Genomic DNA, 13,760 nt, shown 5'->3' with positions numbered 1-13,760 from the left:
ACGACAAATATCCTTCATTCTTAGCTGCGTTTCAGGTTGATCAGTTCTTCAAGCAGAGAGTCTGAGACGGTGATAACTCTGGAATTGGCCTGGAAGCCACGTTGGGTTACGATCATGTCCGTAAACTCCTGGGACAAGTCAACATTGGACATTTCCAGATAACCGGTCATGATATCGCCTTTCTCAGCACTACCTGCGACTCCAAGATTGGCGTCACCGGAATTGTTGCTCTCTGTATAAAAGTTGTTTCCTTCATAATTCAGTCCGTTCGTATTGTTAAATGTAGCAAGTGCTATTTGATACATTTCGCGGCTGATTGAGTTGCCGGAAGCATCTGTAAAGACGCCGGTTACCACACCTTTAGAATCGATACCATAGCTGTCCAGCGTATAGGCAACCCCGCCAAGTGTATACGTATCTCCCCGATTAATCGTGATATCAGAGAGAGAGGCTGGAAGAGTAAGATTTGCAGGATAAGCTGTCGGACTTGCAAAGCCGGTATTCAGGTAACCCTGGACTTTCGCTCCGGTGTTCGAATCAACCACCATACCGTTTTCATCAAGGTCAAAATTGCCGGTCCGGGTATAATAGGTACTCGTCCCTACCTCGACAACAAACATTCCTTCTCCCTGGATCATCATGTCCGTAGGTTTTCCGGTATAGGAAGAGCTGCCCTGGGTCATGATCTTGTCGACGGATCCAAGCACGCTGCCCAGTCCGATCGTGATCCCATTGGTTCCTCCTACCGTAGTCGTCGTAATATCCGCAGGATTAGTCATACTGGGGGCTGAAGCTCCCTGGGAGGCCTGACCGAGCATCGTCGCGAAACTGGCTCTTTCTCTTTTATATCCACTCGTGTTGACATTGGCGATATTGTTGCCAATAACGTCCATCGCGGTCTGGTGATTTCTTAAACCCGTAATTGCGGAATATAGTGAACGCATCATAAGGCGTTTCCTCCTGTTAGTTCAATTTTATTCAAAAGTTGTTCTGATACAGACGCATTTTCTTTGCCTTTTGCTTACGGTGCAGCAGCAGATCCTTTGATCTCTGTAATATCCTCTAAAGACAATTCGGCGTCCCCGACCACCAGGGCCAGCGAACCATCGGACCATTTTACCGAAGTGACCGTTCCGTTCTGCGATGCTCCAGTACTGTCAGTCCAGGTTACCTGTTTGCCGATCATTGCCGCTCCTTGCGTCAACAGAGATTGGCTGTTCAACGTAACCATGCTCTCTTTCAGCTCATCCATCGCTGTTGCCATGTTTGAGAGCTGTTCAAGAGAACCGAACTGAGCAAGCTGGGCAACGAACTGAGTATCATCCATCGGAGACATTGGATCCTGGTTTTGCAGCTGCGCAACCAAAAGCTGAAGAAAGGCCTGTTTATCCAAAGACGTACTGTCGGTACTGTTGGTGCCGGTGCTTGTGCCTGTAGTCGCGGCTGTATCCGAAGTTGTACCGGTTACATTATAAACGCTTGTCATGGTTTCCTCCTCGTTTCAGACACTGACGTTAATTCGATTACCCTGGCTATTTGTCGTCAGGTAAGACGTAAATACCGGTAAAATACTGCTTGCTTCTTCTTGAAGGGTTAAGGCTGTTTCCTGCTGACTGCGGTAGTCATTCCTGTCCTGCGAAGACTGCTGGTCATTCTGGCGGTAACCCATTTCAAGAGTTCCGCACGAAACGCCGATCTGCGCCAGGCCGTTCCGCAAATCCTGCAGATTGTTCTGAAGCAACGATCCCGTAGCTTGTTCAGAAGCATTGATAATCAGATGCAGTTGCCCATTTTCAAGCTTCATGGATACATTCAGCTTCCCAAGGTCCTGCGGCTGCAACTGAATGGAGAGTTCCTTAATCTCCTGAGAATTCAGATCCTGTTTGTTCAGGATGCCCAGAACCTGGTCCCAAACCGCACCTGGATTGAGTAATCCTGCCTTGACACTGCTTATATCAATCGCCGAACTGGCAAGAGCACCATCAGTCCTGTTGCCTGAAACCAGTATCTGGTTCGGGTCTGTTGAGCTGTCCATTGAATCGTTTTGAGAGTTGTTTCCCGAAGAAGATGAATTCTGCTTGTTTTCTGCAGAATCGTCCGCCGCTGTAACACCGCTCAGGGCACTCTGAGTGGTTGTCTCCTGGGCTGTTGCGGCAGAATTGTCCGCTCCACTCTTATCTTGAATCAGAGACAATTTGTCAGTCAGCCAGTTGAGCAGCTTCGCATTCGTATCCAAAGGTTCTGTTGCTTGATTATTCTGGTTTTTTTGTGAAACAATTTTCCCAGAGAGCTCTTTTAAATATCCTAATATATCATCCAACTCCGCTGGATCGAGAGAATCGGCCGTCGAACCAGAAATCCCTTTAAGTCCGAAAGCCTGCAGGTAGTTCCCGAGGTGTAAACCTTCGCCATTGGTCATAGTCTTATCGGCTTGCCCTGCGCCTGAGGAAAGAACTTCTTGCAAGGCTTGTCCGAGCATCATCCAGGCAGCATCGTTTCCTTTCAGTGCTAAACCTGATACCAGGGAACTATTTTGATCTCCATTTGATCCGGAAGTGGCCTCCATGCCAGCCGGAAATAGGTTTTGAAGAATTTGCAGATAAGTGCTCAGTTCCGAAACAGTCCCGTCAGAAATGGTGACTTCTCCTGAATCGGAATCCGAACCAGCTTCCGCCAATTCTCCAAGAACTTGTTCATCAGCCTTGTTGGAAGGATTCGACTTCTGCATAAAAAGCGCAAACAGAAGGTTGTTCTGGTCAAGGCCCTTACCTTCTTTTCCTGCTGCAGAATCAGTTTTTGTTCCTTCAACATTTACAGGCGTCAAAACATTCGCTACATTCATCCTTTCACCTCCTGTATACTGTTATTCAATATATCGGCGAAATTTGGCCCGAACTTTAGTTTCTGCCAAATAAAAAAACCATTTTGTCCTCCAAAATGGTTTAAAAAATATTCTTTTTCTGTCTTCCCAGATAGCCGCGTAATCGTAAGATGGCCTGAGAATGAATTTGTGAGATACGTGATTCTGATAAACTCATCACCGCCGATATCTCTTTTAAAGTCAGTTCTTCCCGATAATATAAAGCGACCACCAGCTTCTCTTTCTCCGATAATCTCTCAATGGCTTCCGTCAAAATCTGTTTCTGTTCCTCTTTTTCGATCTGGCCAAACGAATCCTGTGAGCTCGGGTCAATAATCAGATCAAGAGGTGAACTGGTGATATCCTCGTTATCGTTGGAATTGACATCTTCAAGCGACACGAGTGTCATATACTGTCCCTGCAGCAGGGTGGCATTCAATTCCTCAACGGAAATATCGAGGTGCCGGGCTGCTTCTTCCAGGGTTGGGCTGCGTCCGAGTTGGTTTTCCAGCCGGGCATAACCCTGCGTAACCTGCTTGACCTTCTGGCGCGCTGAATGCGGAACCCAATCCATTGTTCTTAATCCATCAATAATCGAACCCCTGATTCGTAACGTTGCATACGTTTCAAATTTTACGCCGCGAGAAGGGTCAAATCTTTGAAGCGCATCCAGCAAGCCAAATACGCCGTAACCAAATAAGTCCTCCTGATCAATATGTTCTGGCAGAGACATGGCTAGTCGGCCTGCAATCCTTTTCACGAGCGGCAAGAATTTCTCTAAATGCTCTTCTGTCCATACAGCTTGTTTGGGTGTATCATATTGTCCTTTATACATGCAGCATACACCTCCTTACTGATCATCGCCCCAACCCATTTTTCTGACAATCTCCGCTCTGGCCGCGGCATCCGGTAAATGATTCATGATCTGGTTGTTGATCTGGCCCGGAACCCGTTTTTTTAGTGACAGAAGGCTCTCTGCAGGCTGCCCCGTCTTATTCGGGGCGTTCTCATCCTGACTTTCAGTATCCCCAAGGAAGATATCGATTTTGGAAGGTGTTTTTTCTTCTTTGACCGGAGGAGAGGCCTTGTTCCATAACAGGATAAGCCCTTTGCCCAAAAGATAAATAAATAAAAAAGCCAGCACGGTTCGTAGTATGATAGCAGGATAACGATAACCGTTGAATATGGAGAATACCAGAACGATTCCGGCGCTGATAACTGACAATCCAAATGCGTTTTTTTCAAGTTTTTTTCTGGCTCTGCCATCAGATCACCTTTTCCCCATGGTTAATGGTCCTCACATGCAAATCGCCGGATTGAATGTCAAAAGTGATCGTTCGCCCGAAGTTGCCGCCAACATCGTGGACGAGCAGCGGAATCCCGGCCTTTTTTAATTCCTGTTCCACTGACTGGGCGTTGCGCTCCCCAATTTTTAAGAGCGGTGCCTTATTCCCAAACGAAAACATCTGAGCCCCACCGGCCATTTTGGCTTTGAGTCTCGATTTTATAACCCCAAGCTTAAACATTTCCTCGAGCATCATGGCCAGGCATGTATCGGCATACTTCATCGGATTGCCCTGAAGGCTCTCCAAAGAGTTGGGAAGCATGATATGGGCCATTCCCCCAATCTGGGATAACGAATCATAAACACATACCCCGATACACGAACCTAGGCCTGCCGTCATCAGCTTGTCAGGAGCCTTTTCCACTTTGTAATCAGCCATTCCTACAATGATTGTCTTGCTCATATACCAAATACTCCCAATAATTTATCAAGAGAACCTTTACTTGGAATAAAGAAAAATTTCCCTTCCACTTCTTTAACCCCGGATAATTTCGTATCAATGATCAAAACATCGTCATCGATTATTCCTTCTTCCAGCAGGACACCGTCAATAATCGCGCCGACCATGTCAATGGCCATGGCCGGAATTGACGGATGCAGGAGGACTCCGGAAAACTTGGACAATGCGATGATGAAGGAACTGACCAGAATATTTCCGACTTCCTGCAGCGCCGACTGCGCCATTTCGTCACTGAAGATATCCGGACGTTCCGGAAGTGAAAGCAGTTTTTGGGCTATGACCCTGGCACTTTCAATCGGGAGGACAAAAATAGCCTTTCCGGGTGCGTCCCCCTCGACTTTCAGATAAAGGGCCACCTGGACGGTATCGTATTCACCGAGCGCCTCGCCGAGTTTTTCGAGCGGGACAAGCCATACTTTCGGCACGGACATGTCTATTCTTGCCTGCAGCAGTTTAGAAAGTGCTGTTGCCGCATGCCCGGAACCTATATTTCCAATTTCCTTTAAAGCTTCCAGCCTGATTGCAGATATCTCCATGTTCAAACCAGTCCTTTCTTACGCATCTCTCGTTGCAGCTCAAACACATAGGTAATAATTTTATCACGCGTTTTTTCAGAAATCTCATAAAACTCCGCAGAAACCAGATAAGAATCTTTTTCTTCTTCTTTCATGCAGCGAACGACAATTGCCGGAATCTGCATCGGCGTATCCCCGATGACAAGCTCCACCAAAACCGGTGTCTTTTCAGGTATGCACTCTCTAGCGTGAAAAAGCAAACCGCCGCCACTCAAATCATGCATAAATCCTTTCTGCTCTATCCCTAAACCGTTTCTCTCCACTATCCTGTATTGGAGAGGCCTAACCACCTGGACCCTGACATATTTTCTTCTTTGAACTTTGGATATTTTCTCGGGAAATTCGATGATAAACGTTGGAATAGGAACAGAAAACCTTTTGATCAGGACGGTCGAAAAGGAATACGCCGACAGGTCGTCGACAAATACCACTTCCAGCTGTGTTCCCTCTCGAAGCAGAATAAACTGGCCGTCAGCGACCGGTACCCCGATGGTTATGATTTTCTGCCCAACCTCTTCTACCCTGGTCTTATATCTGCCCTGATATTCTCCTTCAGGGACAACAATTTGGACACTTAAGCCTTCATATATTTTGTCTTTATAAAGCATCTTTATCACTCCCCAAATAGTTCTGACCAGGCTAGTCACATCGTTTGATGTCTACGTTATCTTAATTTCATTATTTCAGTTTCAGCAGAGAAGAAATAAATCCTCTGATTCCGCTGCTTTGAGTCGGAGGCTGCATATATACGCCTGCAACATTTCCGGCGATCCATTGCACGCAGCGATAGGCATAACTTTCAGGATCCGATAATCCGACCGGCTTCTGTTCCATCACGGAACGTCCAACTGATGGGTCGTCGTAAACCCATCCCAATAAACTGATGGGCATACCCAAAAACTTCGTAACCGCATGCTCCAGTCTTTCATAGGCCTGCTTGGCTTCTGTCTCACTCTTAACCCGATTTACCACAATGTTGAGATTCACTTTCCCGGTCGGACTTTTGATTGATTTGATCAGTCCATAAGCATCGGTCATGGAAGGCGGCTCCGGCGTCAGAACGAGAATGACATCATCCGCCGCGCTGATAAAGTTCAGTACGGTATGTCCTAAACCCGCTCCGGTATCAATCAGTAAAATATCTGCCATTTTTTCAAGGCGGCCAAGATTAACAAGAACATTTTTCAGCTGTCCTCTGTCCAAATTTGCGAGCTCTACCATTCCAGATGCTCCAGGCAATACTTTGATTCCTTTGCCAATTGGGTAAAGAATATCTTCAATTCTTTTTTCGCCAGTCAGCAGGTGTTTAATATTGTATTTCGGCGTGATCCCAAAAGCTACATCGACATTGGCCAGTCCAAGATCTCCGTCGAGAATAATCACCCTGTAATTGTATTCGGTCAGAGCAAGCGCCAAGTTCACCACAAAACTGGTCTTGCCCACACCGCCTTTGCCGCTGCTGACTGCAATGACCCGCATATTTCTTGGCATTGCAACTTCTCTTTCACTCGCCATCTGCCTGAGTATACTTGCTTGGTCATGCATATGGATTATCCTCCCCAAGAACGTACCGGGTTAGTTTCTCGGAAGTAGCTGCATCAATATCATCCGGGACATTCTGTCCGTTTGTTAAATATGCAACAGGCAAATTGGTTTTTGCCAGAAGATCAAGTATGGAACCGAGAGAAAAGCTCTCATCCAGCTTTGTTAAGATCAGATGCGTGGATAACTCATTGAACCTTTCGTAAACTTTCATCTGGTCTGTCAGGTTGGTCGTGACACTCATGACAAGCATTGTCACATCAGGTTTGGCCTTGTCCAAAAAAGCTTCCAGTTCATCCATATGAAGGTCGTGCTGTGGACTGCGTCCGGCTGTGTCAATAAAAATAAGTTCTTTGTCGGCATGGATATCAATCGCTTCCTTCAACCCTTCCGGCGTCATGACGACTTCAACGGGAACACCAATGATTTCTCCGAAAGTTCTGAGCTGTTCGACCGCCGCTACTCTGAATGTATCAGCAGTCACCAGTGCCACCTTTCTTCTTTCAATGATGCTGAAACCTGCTGCAAGCTTCCCAATGGTTGTTGTTTTCCCGACTCCGGTGGGTCCTACCATCGCGACCACCAGTGTCCTTGATTTGCTAGGCCTGATGACCTCGGTATTTGAACATAACCTTTCTACTTGATTTTTCAAAAGTTCAAATACTTTTGCATTGTTTTTCCACTGGTCTTCGGCAAGATCGTTTCTGATAGGTTCGAGCAGCTCAGCGGCAGTCTCTCTGCTGGCTCCTCTATCCGTCAGAAAATTAACCCAGTGGGAGTAGGGTTTGGATTCAGCACTGCTGCTTAAGTCCCCTTTGGTGATATGCCCTTTGATTTCTTTTAAAATATTGTGCATCTGTTTGATTTCGGACTGGGCATCATCGGAAATACTCTGCTCTCTCGTGTTTTCATTTTCTTTTTCTCTGTAAGCTTCATAGGCCTTTTTTATCGCATCCGTATTAACGACTTTGACAGGTTCATCCTCCGCTGGCTTCATCGCGGCATAATTTTGCTGTCTTTCTTCGATCGCTGCGGTAATTTCCACTTTTGTACGCGCAAAAAAGCCCAGGAATCCGCCTTCTTTAATCTGGCGGGTCTGCAGAATCACTGCCTCCGGCCCAAGCTCCCGTTTGATCTTCCCCATTGTATCTGCCACATTGTCACCGACGAACCGTTTCACCCTCATTAATCCAACACCACCATTCCAAGAGCCTGAACCTCTATTCCCTGTACAAGTTCATTATAAGACAGGATGACCAGGTGAGGAAGCTGACGCTCTGTCATTCTTTTTAAACTTATCCTGACCACAGGAGCACACAACATTACGGGATTGTGTCCCTGCAGCATAATTTTTTCTACTTGGGCGCCTATCCTTTTTAAGAGCTTCTGTATGACATTCGGATCAATATTCACGTAACTGCCGAAGTCCGAGGGGCGAAGATTATCCAAAATCATCTGCTCAATCTTGGGTTCAAGCGTAATTACCGGCAATTTTTTTTGAGGATTCAGGAAGGGCTGTACGATCTGGCGGGCCAAACTCTGCCGGACATATTCGGTGAGCCTGTCGATATCTTTTGTCAAAGGAGCACAATCAGCAAGCGTTTCCAGGATCGTCACCAGGTCTTTAACCGATACTCTTTCCCGCAGCAGGTTGCTGAGTACCTTCTGAACCTGCCCCAGACTAAGCAGGTCGGGAATAAGCTCTTCGACAACTGCCGGCGACTGTTCCTTGGCATGATCAATTAATTTCTTCACATCCTGCCGGCTAATAATCTCATGGGCATGCATTTTTAGAACTTCCGTCAGATGGGTCGCGAGTACAGTCGGTGCATCGACGACGGTATACCCGGAAAGTTCAGCCTGCTCTCTGACCGACGCGTTAATCCATTTGGCATCAAGACCAAAGGCCGGTTCTTTTGTCGGAATGCCCTGGATGGAATCATCCTCAATTCCCCCACTGAAGGCCAGGTAATGATCGGTCATCAATTCCCCGGAAGCAACCTCGGCGCCTTTCAGTTTGATCGTATACTGATTCGGCTGCAGATTCATATTATCCCTGACCCTGATCACCGGAACGATAAATCCGAGTTCCCCGGCCAGCTGCCTGCGGATCAGAATAATCCTGTCTAGAAGGTCCCCGCCCTGACCGGCGTCAACCAGCGGAATCAGCGCATAGCCGATTTCCAGTTCCATATGATCAATTCCAAGCATATTCATTACATTTTCAGGCTTTTTGGTCTCGTCAATATCGCTTCTAACCGCTGCCTCCGATTCTTTCTTGGCTGCCTGAGCAGTGTTGCGCTGAAGGTAGTAACCCATTCCGGCAGTAGCGGTGGCGAACATCAGCATCGGTACCTGGGGCATGCCAAAAATTGCAAGAGCTACCAATACCCCAGAAGTAATATAAAGCGCCTTTGGAGTCCTGAACAGCTGTTTGGCCAGATCCTGCCCGAGGTTACTGTCTGATGCAGCTCGGGTTACGATAAGGCCAGTAGCGGTTGAAATCAGCAGCGCCGGGATCTGAGTTACCAGACCGTCTCCGATCGTCAGCAGCGTGTAGGTGTATAGAGCGTCGGTGACCGCCATACCCTTGGTTACCATCCCGATAATAAAGCCGCCGATAATGTTAATTAGCAGGATAATGATTGCCGCAATGGCATCCCCTTTGACAAACTTGCTAGCGCCGTCCATCGCACCGTAAAAATCTGCTTCCTGTTGGATATGCAGTCTTCGGGCTCTAGCTTCCTGATCCGTGATGATGCCGGCGTTCAGGTCGGCATCGATGCTCATCTGTTTCCCGGGCATTGCATCCAGGGTAAAGCGGGCCCCAACTTCGGATACGCGTTCCGCACCTTTGGTGATGACCAGAAACTGTACCACGACCAGAATACAGAACACAATAAAGCCGACAATCGGATTTCCCTGGATGACAAACTCTCCAAACTGCTGAATGACCTGCCCCGCCTCAGCCTCGAGTAAAATCAGTTTCGTCGTGGAAAGATTCAGGGCAAGTCGGAACAGTGTCATGGTCAGCAGCAAAGAAGGCAGTACGGAAAACTCCAGTGGATCCTTTGTAAAGACAGCCAGCAGAAGAATCAGAACTGATCCAGTAATGTTTAAGGTAATAAGAAAATCAAGCCAGCCTGCGGGTACGCCAATGACCATGACAATAATAATGCTGACAATGCTGATGGCTGCGATAATATCCGTATTTCTTGCTAATCTGCCCGCACGAGCTGTGGCCATGATGCAGTATCCTCCTGTTTTAATTCAGTGTTTTGCGATAATGATACTCATATCTATTCAAAAAAAGGTTTGGGGTAGGTCTCCGTAATATAGCCGCTTTCGGCCGTTGCGTCCTCCTTGACGCAAAAGGCCGCGCTGGCTATATATTACGGAGACTGATCTCTGACGCAAAGACAATACTCTTCAAATAACTACTAAGCTGATTAGAAAGCATAGACAATCTTCAGGATAAAACTTACATAAGTAATCATAAGATCAGTCTGGGGGCCACAGTTCCGCTGTGAGCGGAGCAGGATTGCGTAGCGCGGCCTTTTGTGCCATGGATGGCACAACGGCCGAAAAGCGGTATTGTAGCCCCCAGACTTGCCCTAACATAATGGTTCTGTAATATATAAAAGGTTAAGTCAACAAGCAATTTCACATACAGTACTAGCTCCGCTACGCTGAATAAGATCGTCTCTTCTTGTTAAGGCGGAAGACAAACGCCAGGACTTCGGCGACTGCCTTGTATAGTTCCCTTGGCACGGACTGCCCAAGCTCAACCTGGGAATAAAGCGATCTGGCCAAAGGCTTGTTTTCCATAATCACAATATTGTTTTCTTCCGCAGCCGCCCTGATTCTTAAAGCTATTTCATTCTGCCCTTTGGCGACGACATAGGGAGCAGGATATTTGGCTGTATCATACTTTAGGGCGACTGCATAATGTGTCGGGTTCGTAATAACGACATCGGCCTGCTTGAGATCCTCCATCATTCTGCGCATGGCCATCATGCGCTGTCGTTTCTTAATCTGGCTCTTAATGAGCGGATCTCCCTCAGTCTGTTTATATTCTTCTTTGATTTCTTCCTGGGACATTCTGAGATTTTTCTCATAGTCCCACCATTGATAAAGGAAATCAGCAAATGCAATAACCAGAAAGGCCAGCGCTATTTTCCAGGCCATTTCAAACAACAACCCGCTTAGGAAAATGAGGGACTGACCAACTTCTGCTCCTTGCAGTGCCGAAAATACATCGATGTTTTTTCGAATGACATCGATAAGAAAATAACCAATCACCAGCACTTTGAACAAGGACTTAACCAAATTGACCAGGGCCTTTAGACCAAACATTCTTTTGACCCCTTCAATCGGACTCATTCTTGAGAATTTCGGGATCATAGGCTCGGTAATGAACACCGGCCCCGTTTGCAGAAAATTTACGGCAAAGGCGATCACCAGCGCGGCAGCAAATACCGGAGCCAGGATCAGCAGGCACTGCCAGGAAACATCGATGACAACCTTCCAGAGGGATTGAATATTCCAGTCCACGGAGAGACTTGCTGTATACGTAAAAATGTTAGCTAACCTTTGAAACACATATGGCAGCCATATTTTCAGCAAACCGATAATTGCCAGAAGCATTACCGCCGAAGTCAGTTCCTGACTTTTAAGTATCTGGCCTTTTTTACGGGCGTCCTGCTTTTTCTTGGGAGTCGCCGGGAACCTTTTCTCAGCTATACACTCCACCCCCTGAACAGTTCAAAAATCCACTGCATCGTAATATCGAAAACTCTGGATACCGTATCTCCAAAGAAAGCAATCATCAAATACAGCATGGCCAAGCCAAAAATGATCTTTACCGGGAATATCACGGAAAACATATTCAGCTGAGGTACGATCTTCGCTAAAAGGCCGACACCGACATCCGCCAGTAATATGGCGCCAAAGACCGGCATTGCAATCTGCAGCGATAAACTTAAGACCTTCCCGGTAATTTCAATAAAAAATTCTGCGCCATAGTTCACCCCGGCAGGATTAATCGGTAGAAACTCATAACTTTTGGTCACCGCAGCGATGATATAGTAATGGGAGTTTGTGGCCAGTAGCAGCATCGTTGCAATCATAGCCAGGAAACTTCCCGTCATCGGACTTTGCATACCGTTGATCGGATCTACAACATTCCCAGTCATAAACCCGAGTTGAAAATCAATCAGCTGCCCAGCTCCCTGCATGACCATGGAAAGCAAGTTGATAATGAATCCTATCGTAAGGCCCAGAAGCGTCTCCTTCACCAGTATCCCAATCAAAGGGAGCAATTCATTCGGTATGACAGGGTTTTGGGCTTGAATCAGTGGATATACTACAACGGACAGTCCTGCAGCGAGACCAAGTCTTATCATCGCCGGAACGCCTTTTGCGCCGAACACCGGAGCAAGCATGACCATTCCTGCCCAGCGGGAAAAGATAAGCATGAATAGAGTAAGATTCCACTGTAAGTAATCAGACAGGTTCAAGTTGCTTCCTCCATTGGGCTGCTTTTAATACCGGGCATATGTGGCAATCTCTGTAAAGAGCGTTGCTGTGTAAGTGGTCATGACATTTAGCATCCAGGGACCCAAGATAAGCAGAATCACGGCAACTCCCAATAATTTTGGAATAAAGGACAGTGTTTGCTCCTGTATTTGCGTCATAGCCTGGAAAATACTCACAATAAGACCGATAAGCAGGCTTACCGCCAGGACCGGTCCACCAACAATGACTGCTATCGCTATTGCTTCTTTGGCCATAGCAAGAATTTGATTTTCAGACATTCCATTTCACCTCTGGCAAATTTCTTGGAAATCCATTTAACTGAAACTTGAAACCAGAGACTTCACCACCAATGACCATCCGTCAACCAGAACAAACAGTAATATCTTGAACGGCAGGGAAATCATCATCGGAGGCAGCATCATCATCCCCATCGACATCAGCGTACTCGATACAACCATATCGATAATAATAAAAGGAATAAAAATCGCAAAACCCATCTGGAAAGCCGTCTTTAATTCACTAATGACAAAAGCCGGGATTAAAACATACGTCGGGATATCCCCATACGTTTTGGGCTGCTCAATTTTTGCCATATTCACAAACAACGCCAGATCTTTTTCCCTGGTTTGTTTAAACATAAACGTTCGCAACGGCTGTTGGGCTTTGTCCAAGGCTTCCTCCTTCGTTATCTGGCTTTGCAGGTAAGGCTGAAGCGCATTGGTATTGATTTCGTTGAACGTTGGCATCATGACAAAAAAAGTAAGAAATAAAGAAAGTCCGATAATGACTTGGGTAGGGGGCAGCGTTTGTGTTCCCAACGCATTACGGACAAAAGATAAAACGACAACAATCCGGGTGAAAGAAGTCATTAATACCAGAATAGCCGGTGCAAAGGAAAGGACAGTAACAAGTAAAAGGATCTGAACCGCTGAGCCAGTCTGCCCTACATCAAGTGTTATGTTCATTTTTTCTCCTCCTTGAGATAGTACTCAAGTTCAGCAGAGAACGATTCATTCTTTTGCTTCTTTCTTAATCTCTTCCAGATGCCGGACATCCATCTGTCCATTTTTTCCTGCGGTTGTCGGGCAATTTCTTCAAGAATTTCAGCAGCAACATCAAGATCGTCAATCTCGGCCACCTTTGTGATATGATGATCCGTCCCGCCAAGCACCTGAATCTTACCGGCAATTTCGACCAAATACAGGGTCTGTTGGCCGTTTAAGACCTGCCGGTCAAGGACTCTTACCCACGGAGACTGAATATTGCGCACCGAAAAGCGGTTCAGACGTTTCATCAGCCATAAGGCCACGACGAGAATAATCAGAAAGACGACAATCATCCCGATCAGACCGGCCCAGGAAAAAGGTTCCGTTGCGGTTGTCGCTGATGCTGCAGCTTCTGAAGCACCCGGATAAGGCTGATTTTCATATCCGTTCATGG

16 protein-coding genes are annotated in these 13,760 nt (G+C 46.7%); all 16 read right to left on the bottom strand.

Features of this window, described 5'->3' with window-relative positions; all coding sequences use genetic code 11:
* Positions 1-20 precede the first annotated feature (20 nt).
* Positions 21-947 (bottom strand): flagellar hook-basal body complex protein, encoded by a 927-nt coding sequence (locus AB3489_RS03725; RefSeq protein WP_368293996.1) that lies wholly within the window; start codon positions 945-947, stop codon positions 21-23.
* Between the two features lie 74 nt (positions 948-1,021).
* Entirely contained in the window at positions 1,022-1,486 is a 465-nt protein-coding gene (locus tag AB3489_RS03720; RefSeq protein WP_368293995.1) for a flagellar hook capping FlgD N-terminal domain-containing protein, read from the bottom strand.
* 15 nt (positions 1,487-1,501) lie between these two features.
* Positions 1,502-2,842: a flagellar hook-length control protein FliK gene (locus AB3489_RS03715; protein WP_368293994.1), complete on the bottom strand. Its 1,341-nt coding sequence runs from the start codon at positions 2,840-2,842 to the stop codon at positions 1,502-1,504.
* Positions 2,843-2,942: 100 nt separating this feature from the next.
* Positions 2,943-3,695 carry a FliA/WhiG family RNA polymerase sigma factor gene (locus AB3489_RS03710; RefSeq protein WP_368293993.1) on the bottom strand — a complete coding sequence of 251 codons (753 nt, stop codon included), beginning with the start codon at positions 3,693-3,695 and terminating at the stop codon, positions 2,943-2,945.
* A gap of 15 nt (positions 3,696-3,710) precedes the next feature.
* On the bottom strand, positions 3,711-4,085 hold the full coding sequence (locus AB3489_RS03705; RefSeq protein ID WP_368293992.1) for a hypothetical protein: 375 nt from the start codon (positions 4,083-4,085) through the stop codon (positions 3,711-3,713).
* Positions 4,086-4,125: 40 nt separating this feature from the next.
* Positions 4,126-4,608 carry a chemotaxis protein CheD gene (locus tag AB3489_RS03700; RefSeq protein ID WP_368293991.1) on the bottom strand — a complete coding sequence of 161 codons (483 nt, stop codon included), beginning with the start codon at positions 4,606-4,608 and terminating at the stop codon, positions 4,126-4,128.
* Positions 4,605-5,201: a chemotaxis protein CheC gene (locus AB3489_RS03695; protein ID WP_368293990.1), complete on the bottom strand. Its 597-nt coding sequence runs from the start codon at positions 5,199-5,201 to the stop codon at positions 4,605-4,607. Before AB3489_RS03695 ends, AB3489_RS03700 begins: the two co-directional genes overlap by 4 nt.
* A gap of 2 nt (positions 5,202-5,203) precedes the next feature.
* Complete coding sequence (locus AB3489_RS03690; protein WP_368293989.1) at positions 5,204-5,848, bottom strand: flagellar brake protein; 645 nt, start codon at positions 5,846-5,848, stop codon at positions 5,204-5,206.
* Positions 5,849-5,918: 70 nt separating this feature from the next.
* A complete protein-coding gene (locus AB3489_RS03685) occupies positions 5,919-6,785 on the bottom strand; it encodes a MinD/ParA family protein (protein WP_368293988.1) in 867 nt (288 codons plus the stop codon).
* Positions 6,778-7,968, bottom strand: coding sequence for a flagellar biosynthesis protein FlhF (flhF, locus tag AB3489_RS03680; protein ID WP_368293987.1), 1,191 nt, complete (start codon positions 7,966-7,968; stop codon positions 6,778-6,780). The genes AB3489_RS03685 and flhF overlap by 8 nt, the downstream gene beginning before the upstream one ends.
* Positions 7,968-10,028, bottom strand: coding sequence for a flagellar biosynthesis protein FlhA (gene flhA, locus AB3489_RS03675; protein WP_368293986.1), 2,061 nt, complete (start codon positions 10,026-10,028; stop codon positions 7,968-7,970). Before flhA ends, flhF begins: the two co-directional genes overlap by 1 nt.
* 438 nt (positions 10,029-10,466) lie before the next feature.
* The gene (flhB, locus tag AB3489_RS03670; protein WP_368293985.1) at positions 10,467-11,534 is read right to left on the bottom strand and encodes a flagellar biosynthesis protein FlhB; all 1,068 of its coding nucleotides are present in this window, start codon (positions 11,532-11,534) and stop codon (positions 10,467-10,469) included.
* Complete coding sequence (fliR, locus tag AB3489_RS03665; RefSeq protein ID WP_015043584.1) at positions 11,522-12,301, bottom strand: flagellar biosynthetic protein FliR; 780 nt, start codon at positions 12,299-12,301, stop codon at positions 11,522-11,524. Before fliR ends, flhB begins: the two co-directional genes overlap by 13 nt.
* Before the next feature lie 24 nt (positions 12,302-12,325).
* Positions 12,326-12,598, bottom strand: a complete 273-nt coding sequence (gene fliQ, locus AB3489_RS03660; protein ID WP_015043585.1) for a flagellar biosynthesis protein FliQ — start codon at positions 12,596-12,598, stop codon at positions 12,326-12,328.
* 36 nt (positions 12,599-12,634) lie between these two features.
* Positions 12,635-13,285 (bottom strand): flagellar type III secretion system pore protein FliP, encoded by a 651-nt coding sequence (gene fliP, locus AB3489_RS03655; RefSeq protein WP_368293984.1) that lies wholly within the window; start codon positions 13,283-13,285, stop codon positions 12,635-12,637.
* Positions 13,282-13,758: a FliO/MopB family protein gene (locus tag AB3489_RS03650; RefSeq protein ID WP_368293983.1), complete on the bottom strand. Its 477-nt coding sequence runs from the start codon at positions 13,756-13,758 to the stop codon at positions 13,282-13,284. Before AB3489_RS03650 ends, fliP begins: the two co-directional genes overlap by 4 nt.
* Positions 13,759-13,760: the final 2 nt, after the last annotated feature.

The sequence above is a fragment of the Dehalobacter sp. TBBPA1 genome, assembly GCF_040931655.1.
Classification (GTDB): Bacteria; Bacillota; Desulfitobacteriia; order Desulfitobacteriales; family Syntrophobotulaceae; genus Dehalobacter; species Dehalobacter restrictus.
Note: the sequence above shows the minus strand (reverse complement) of the source record. Positions and strands in the feature narration are given on the sequence as shown.

Bases quoted from the DNA above. Each gene is read 5' to 3' on its own strand.
- AB3489_RS03700 (WP_368293991.1), bottom strand. From the start codon at position 4,608: ATGAGCAAGACAATCATTGTAGGAATGGCTGATTACAAAGTGGAAAAG.
- AB3489_RS03690 (WP_368293989.1), bottom strand. From the start codon at position 5,848: ATGCTTTATAAAGACAAAATATATGAAGGCTTAAGTGTCCAAATTGTT.
- fliQ (WP_015043585.1), bottom strand. From the start codon at position 12,598: ATGTCTGAAAATCAAATTCTTGCTATGGCCAAAGAAGCAATAGCGATA.
- AB3489_RS03685 (WP_368293988.1), bottom strand. From the start codon at position 6,785: ATGCATGACCAAGCAAGTATACTCAGGCAGATGGCGAGTGAAAGAGAA.
- fliP (WP_368293984.1), bottom strand. From the start codon at position 13,285: ATGAACATAACACTTGATGTAGGGCAGACTGGCTCAGCGGTTCAGATC.
- AB3489_RS03695 (WP_368293990.1), bottom strand. From the start codon at position 5,201: ATGGAGATATCTGCAATCAGGCTGGAAGCTTTAAAGGAAATTGGAAAT.
- AB3489_RS03725 (WP_368293996.1), bottom strand. From the start codon at position 947: ATGATGCGTTCACTATATTCCGCAATTACGGGTTTAAGAAATCACCAG.
- AB3489_RS03715 (WP_368293994.1), bottom strand. From the start codon at position 2,842: ATGAATGTAGCGAATGTTTTGACGCCTGTAAATGTTGAAGGAACAAAA.
- flhA (WP_368293986.1), bottom strand. From the start codon at position 10,028: ATGGCCACAGCTCGTGCGGGCAGATTAGCAAGAAATACGGATATTATC.
- AB3489_RS03650 (WP_368293983.1), bottom strand. From the start codon at position 13,758: ATGAACGGATATGAAAATCAGCCTTATCCGGGTGCTTCAGAAGCTGCA.
- flhF (WP_368293987.1), bottom strand. From the start codon at position 7,968: ATGAGGGTGAAACGGTTCGTCGGTGACAATGTGGCAGATACAATGGGG.
- AB3489_RS03720 (WP_368293995.1), bottom strand. From the start codon at position 1,486: ATGACAAGCGTTTATAATGTAACCGGTACAACTTCGGATACAGCCGCG.
- AB3489_RS03710 (WP_368293993.1), bottom strand. From the start codon at position 3,695: ATGTATAAAGGACAATATGATACACCCAAACAAGCTGTATGGACAGAA.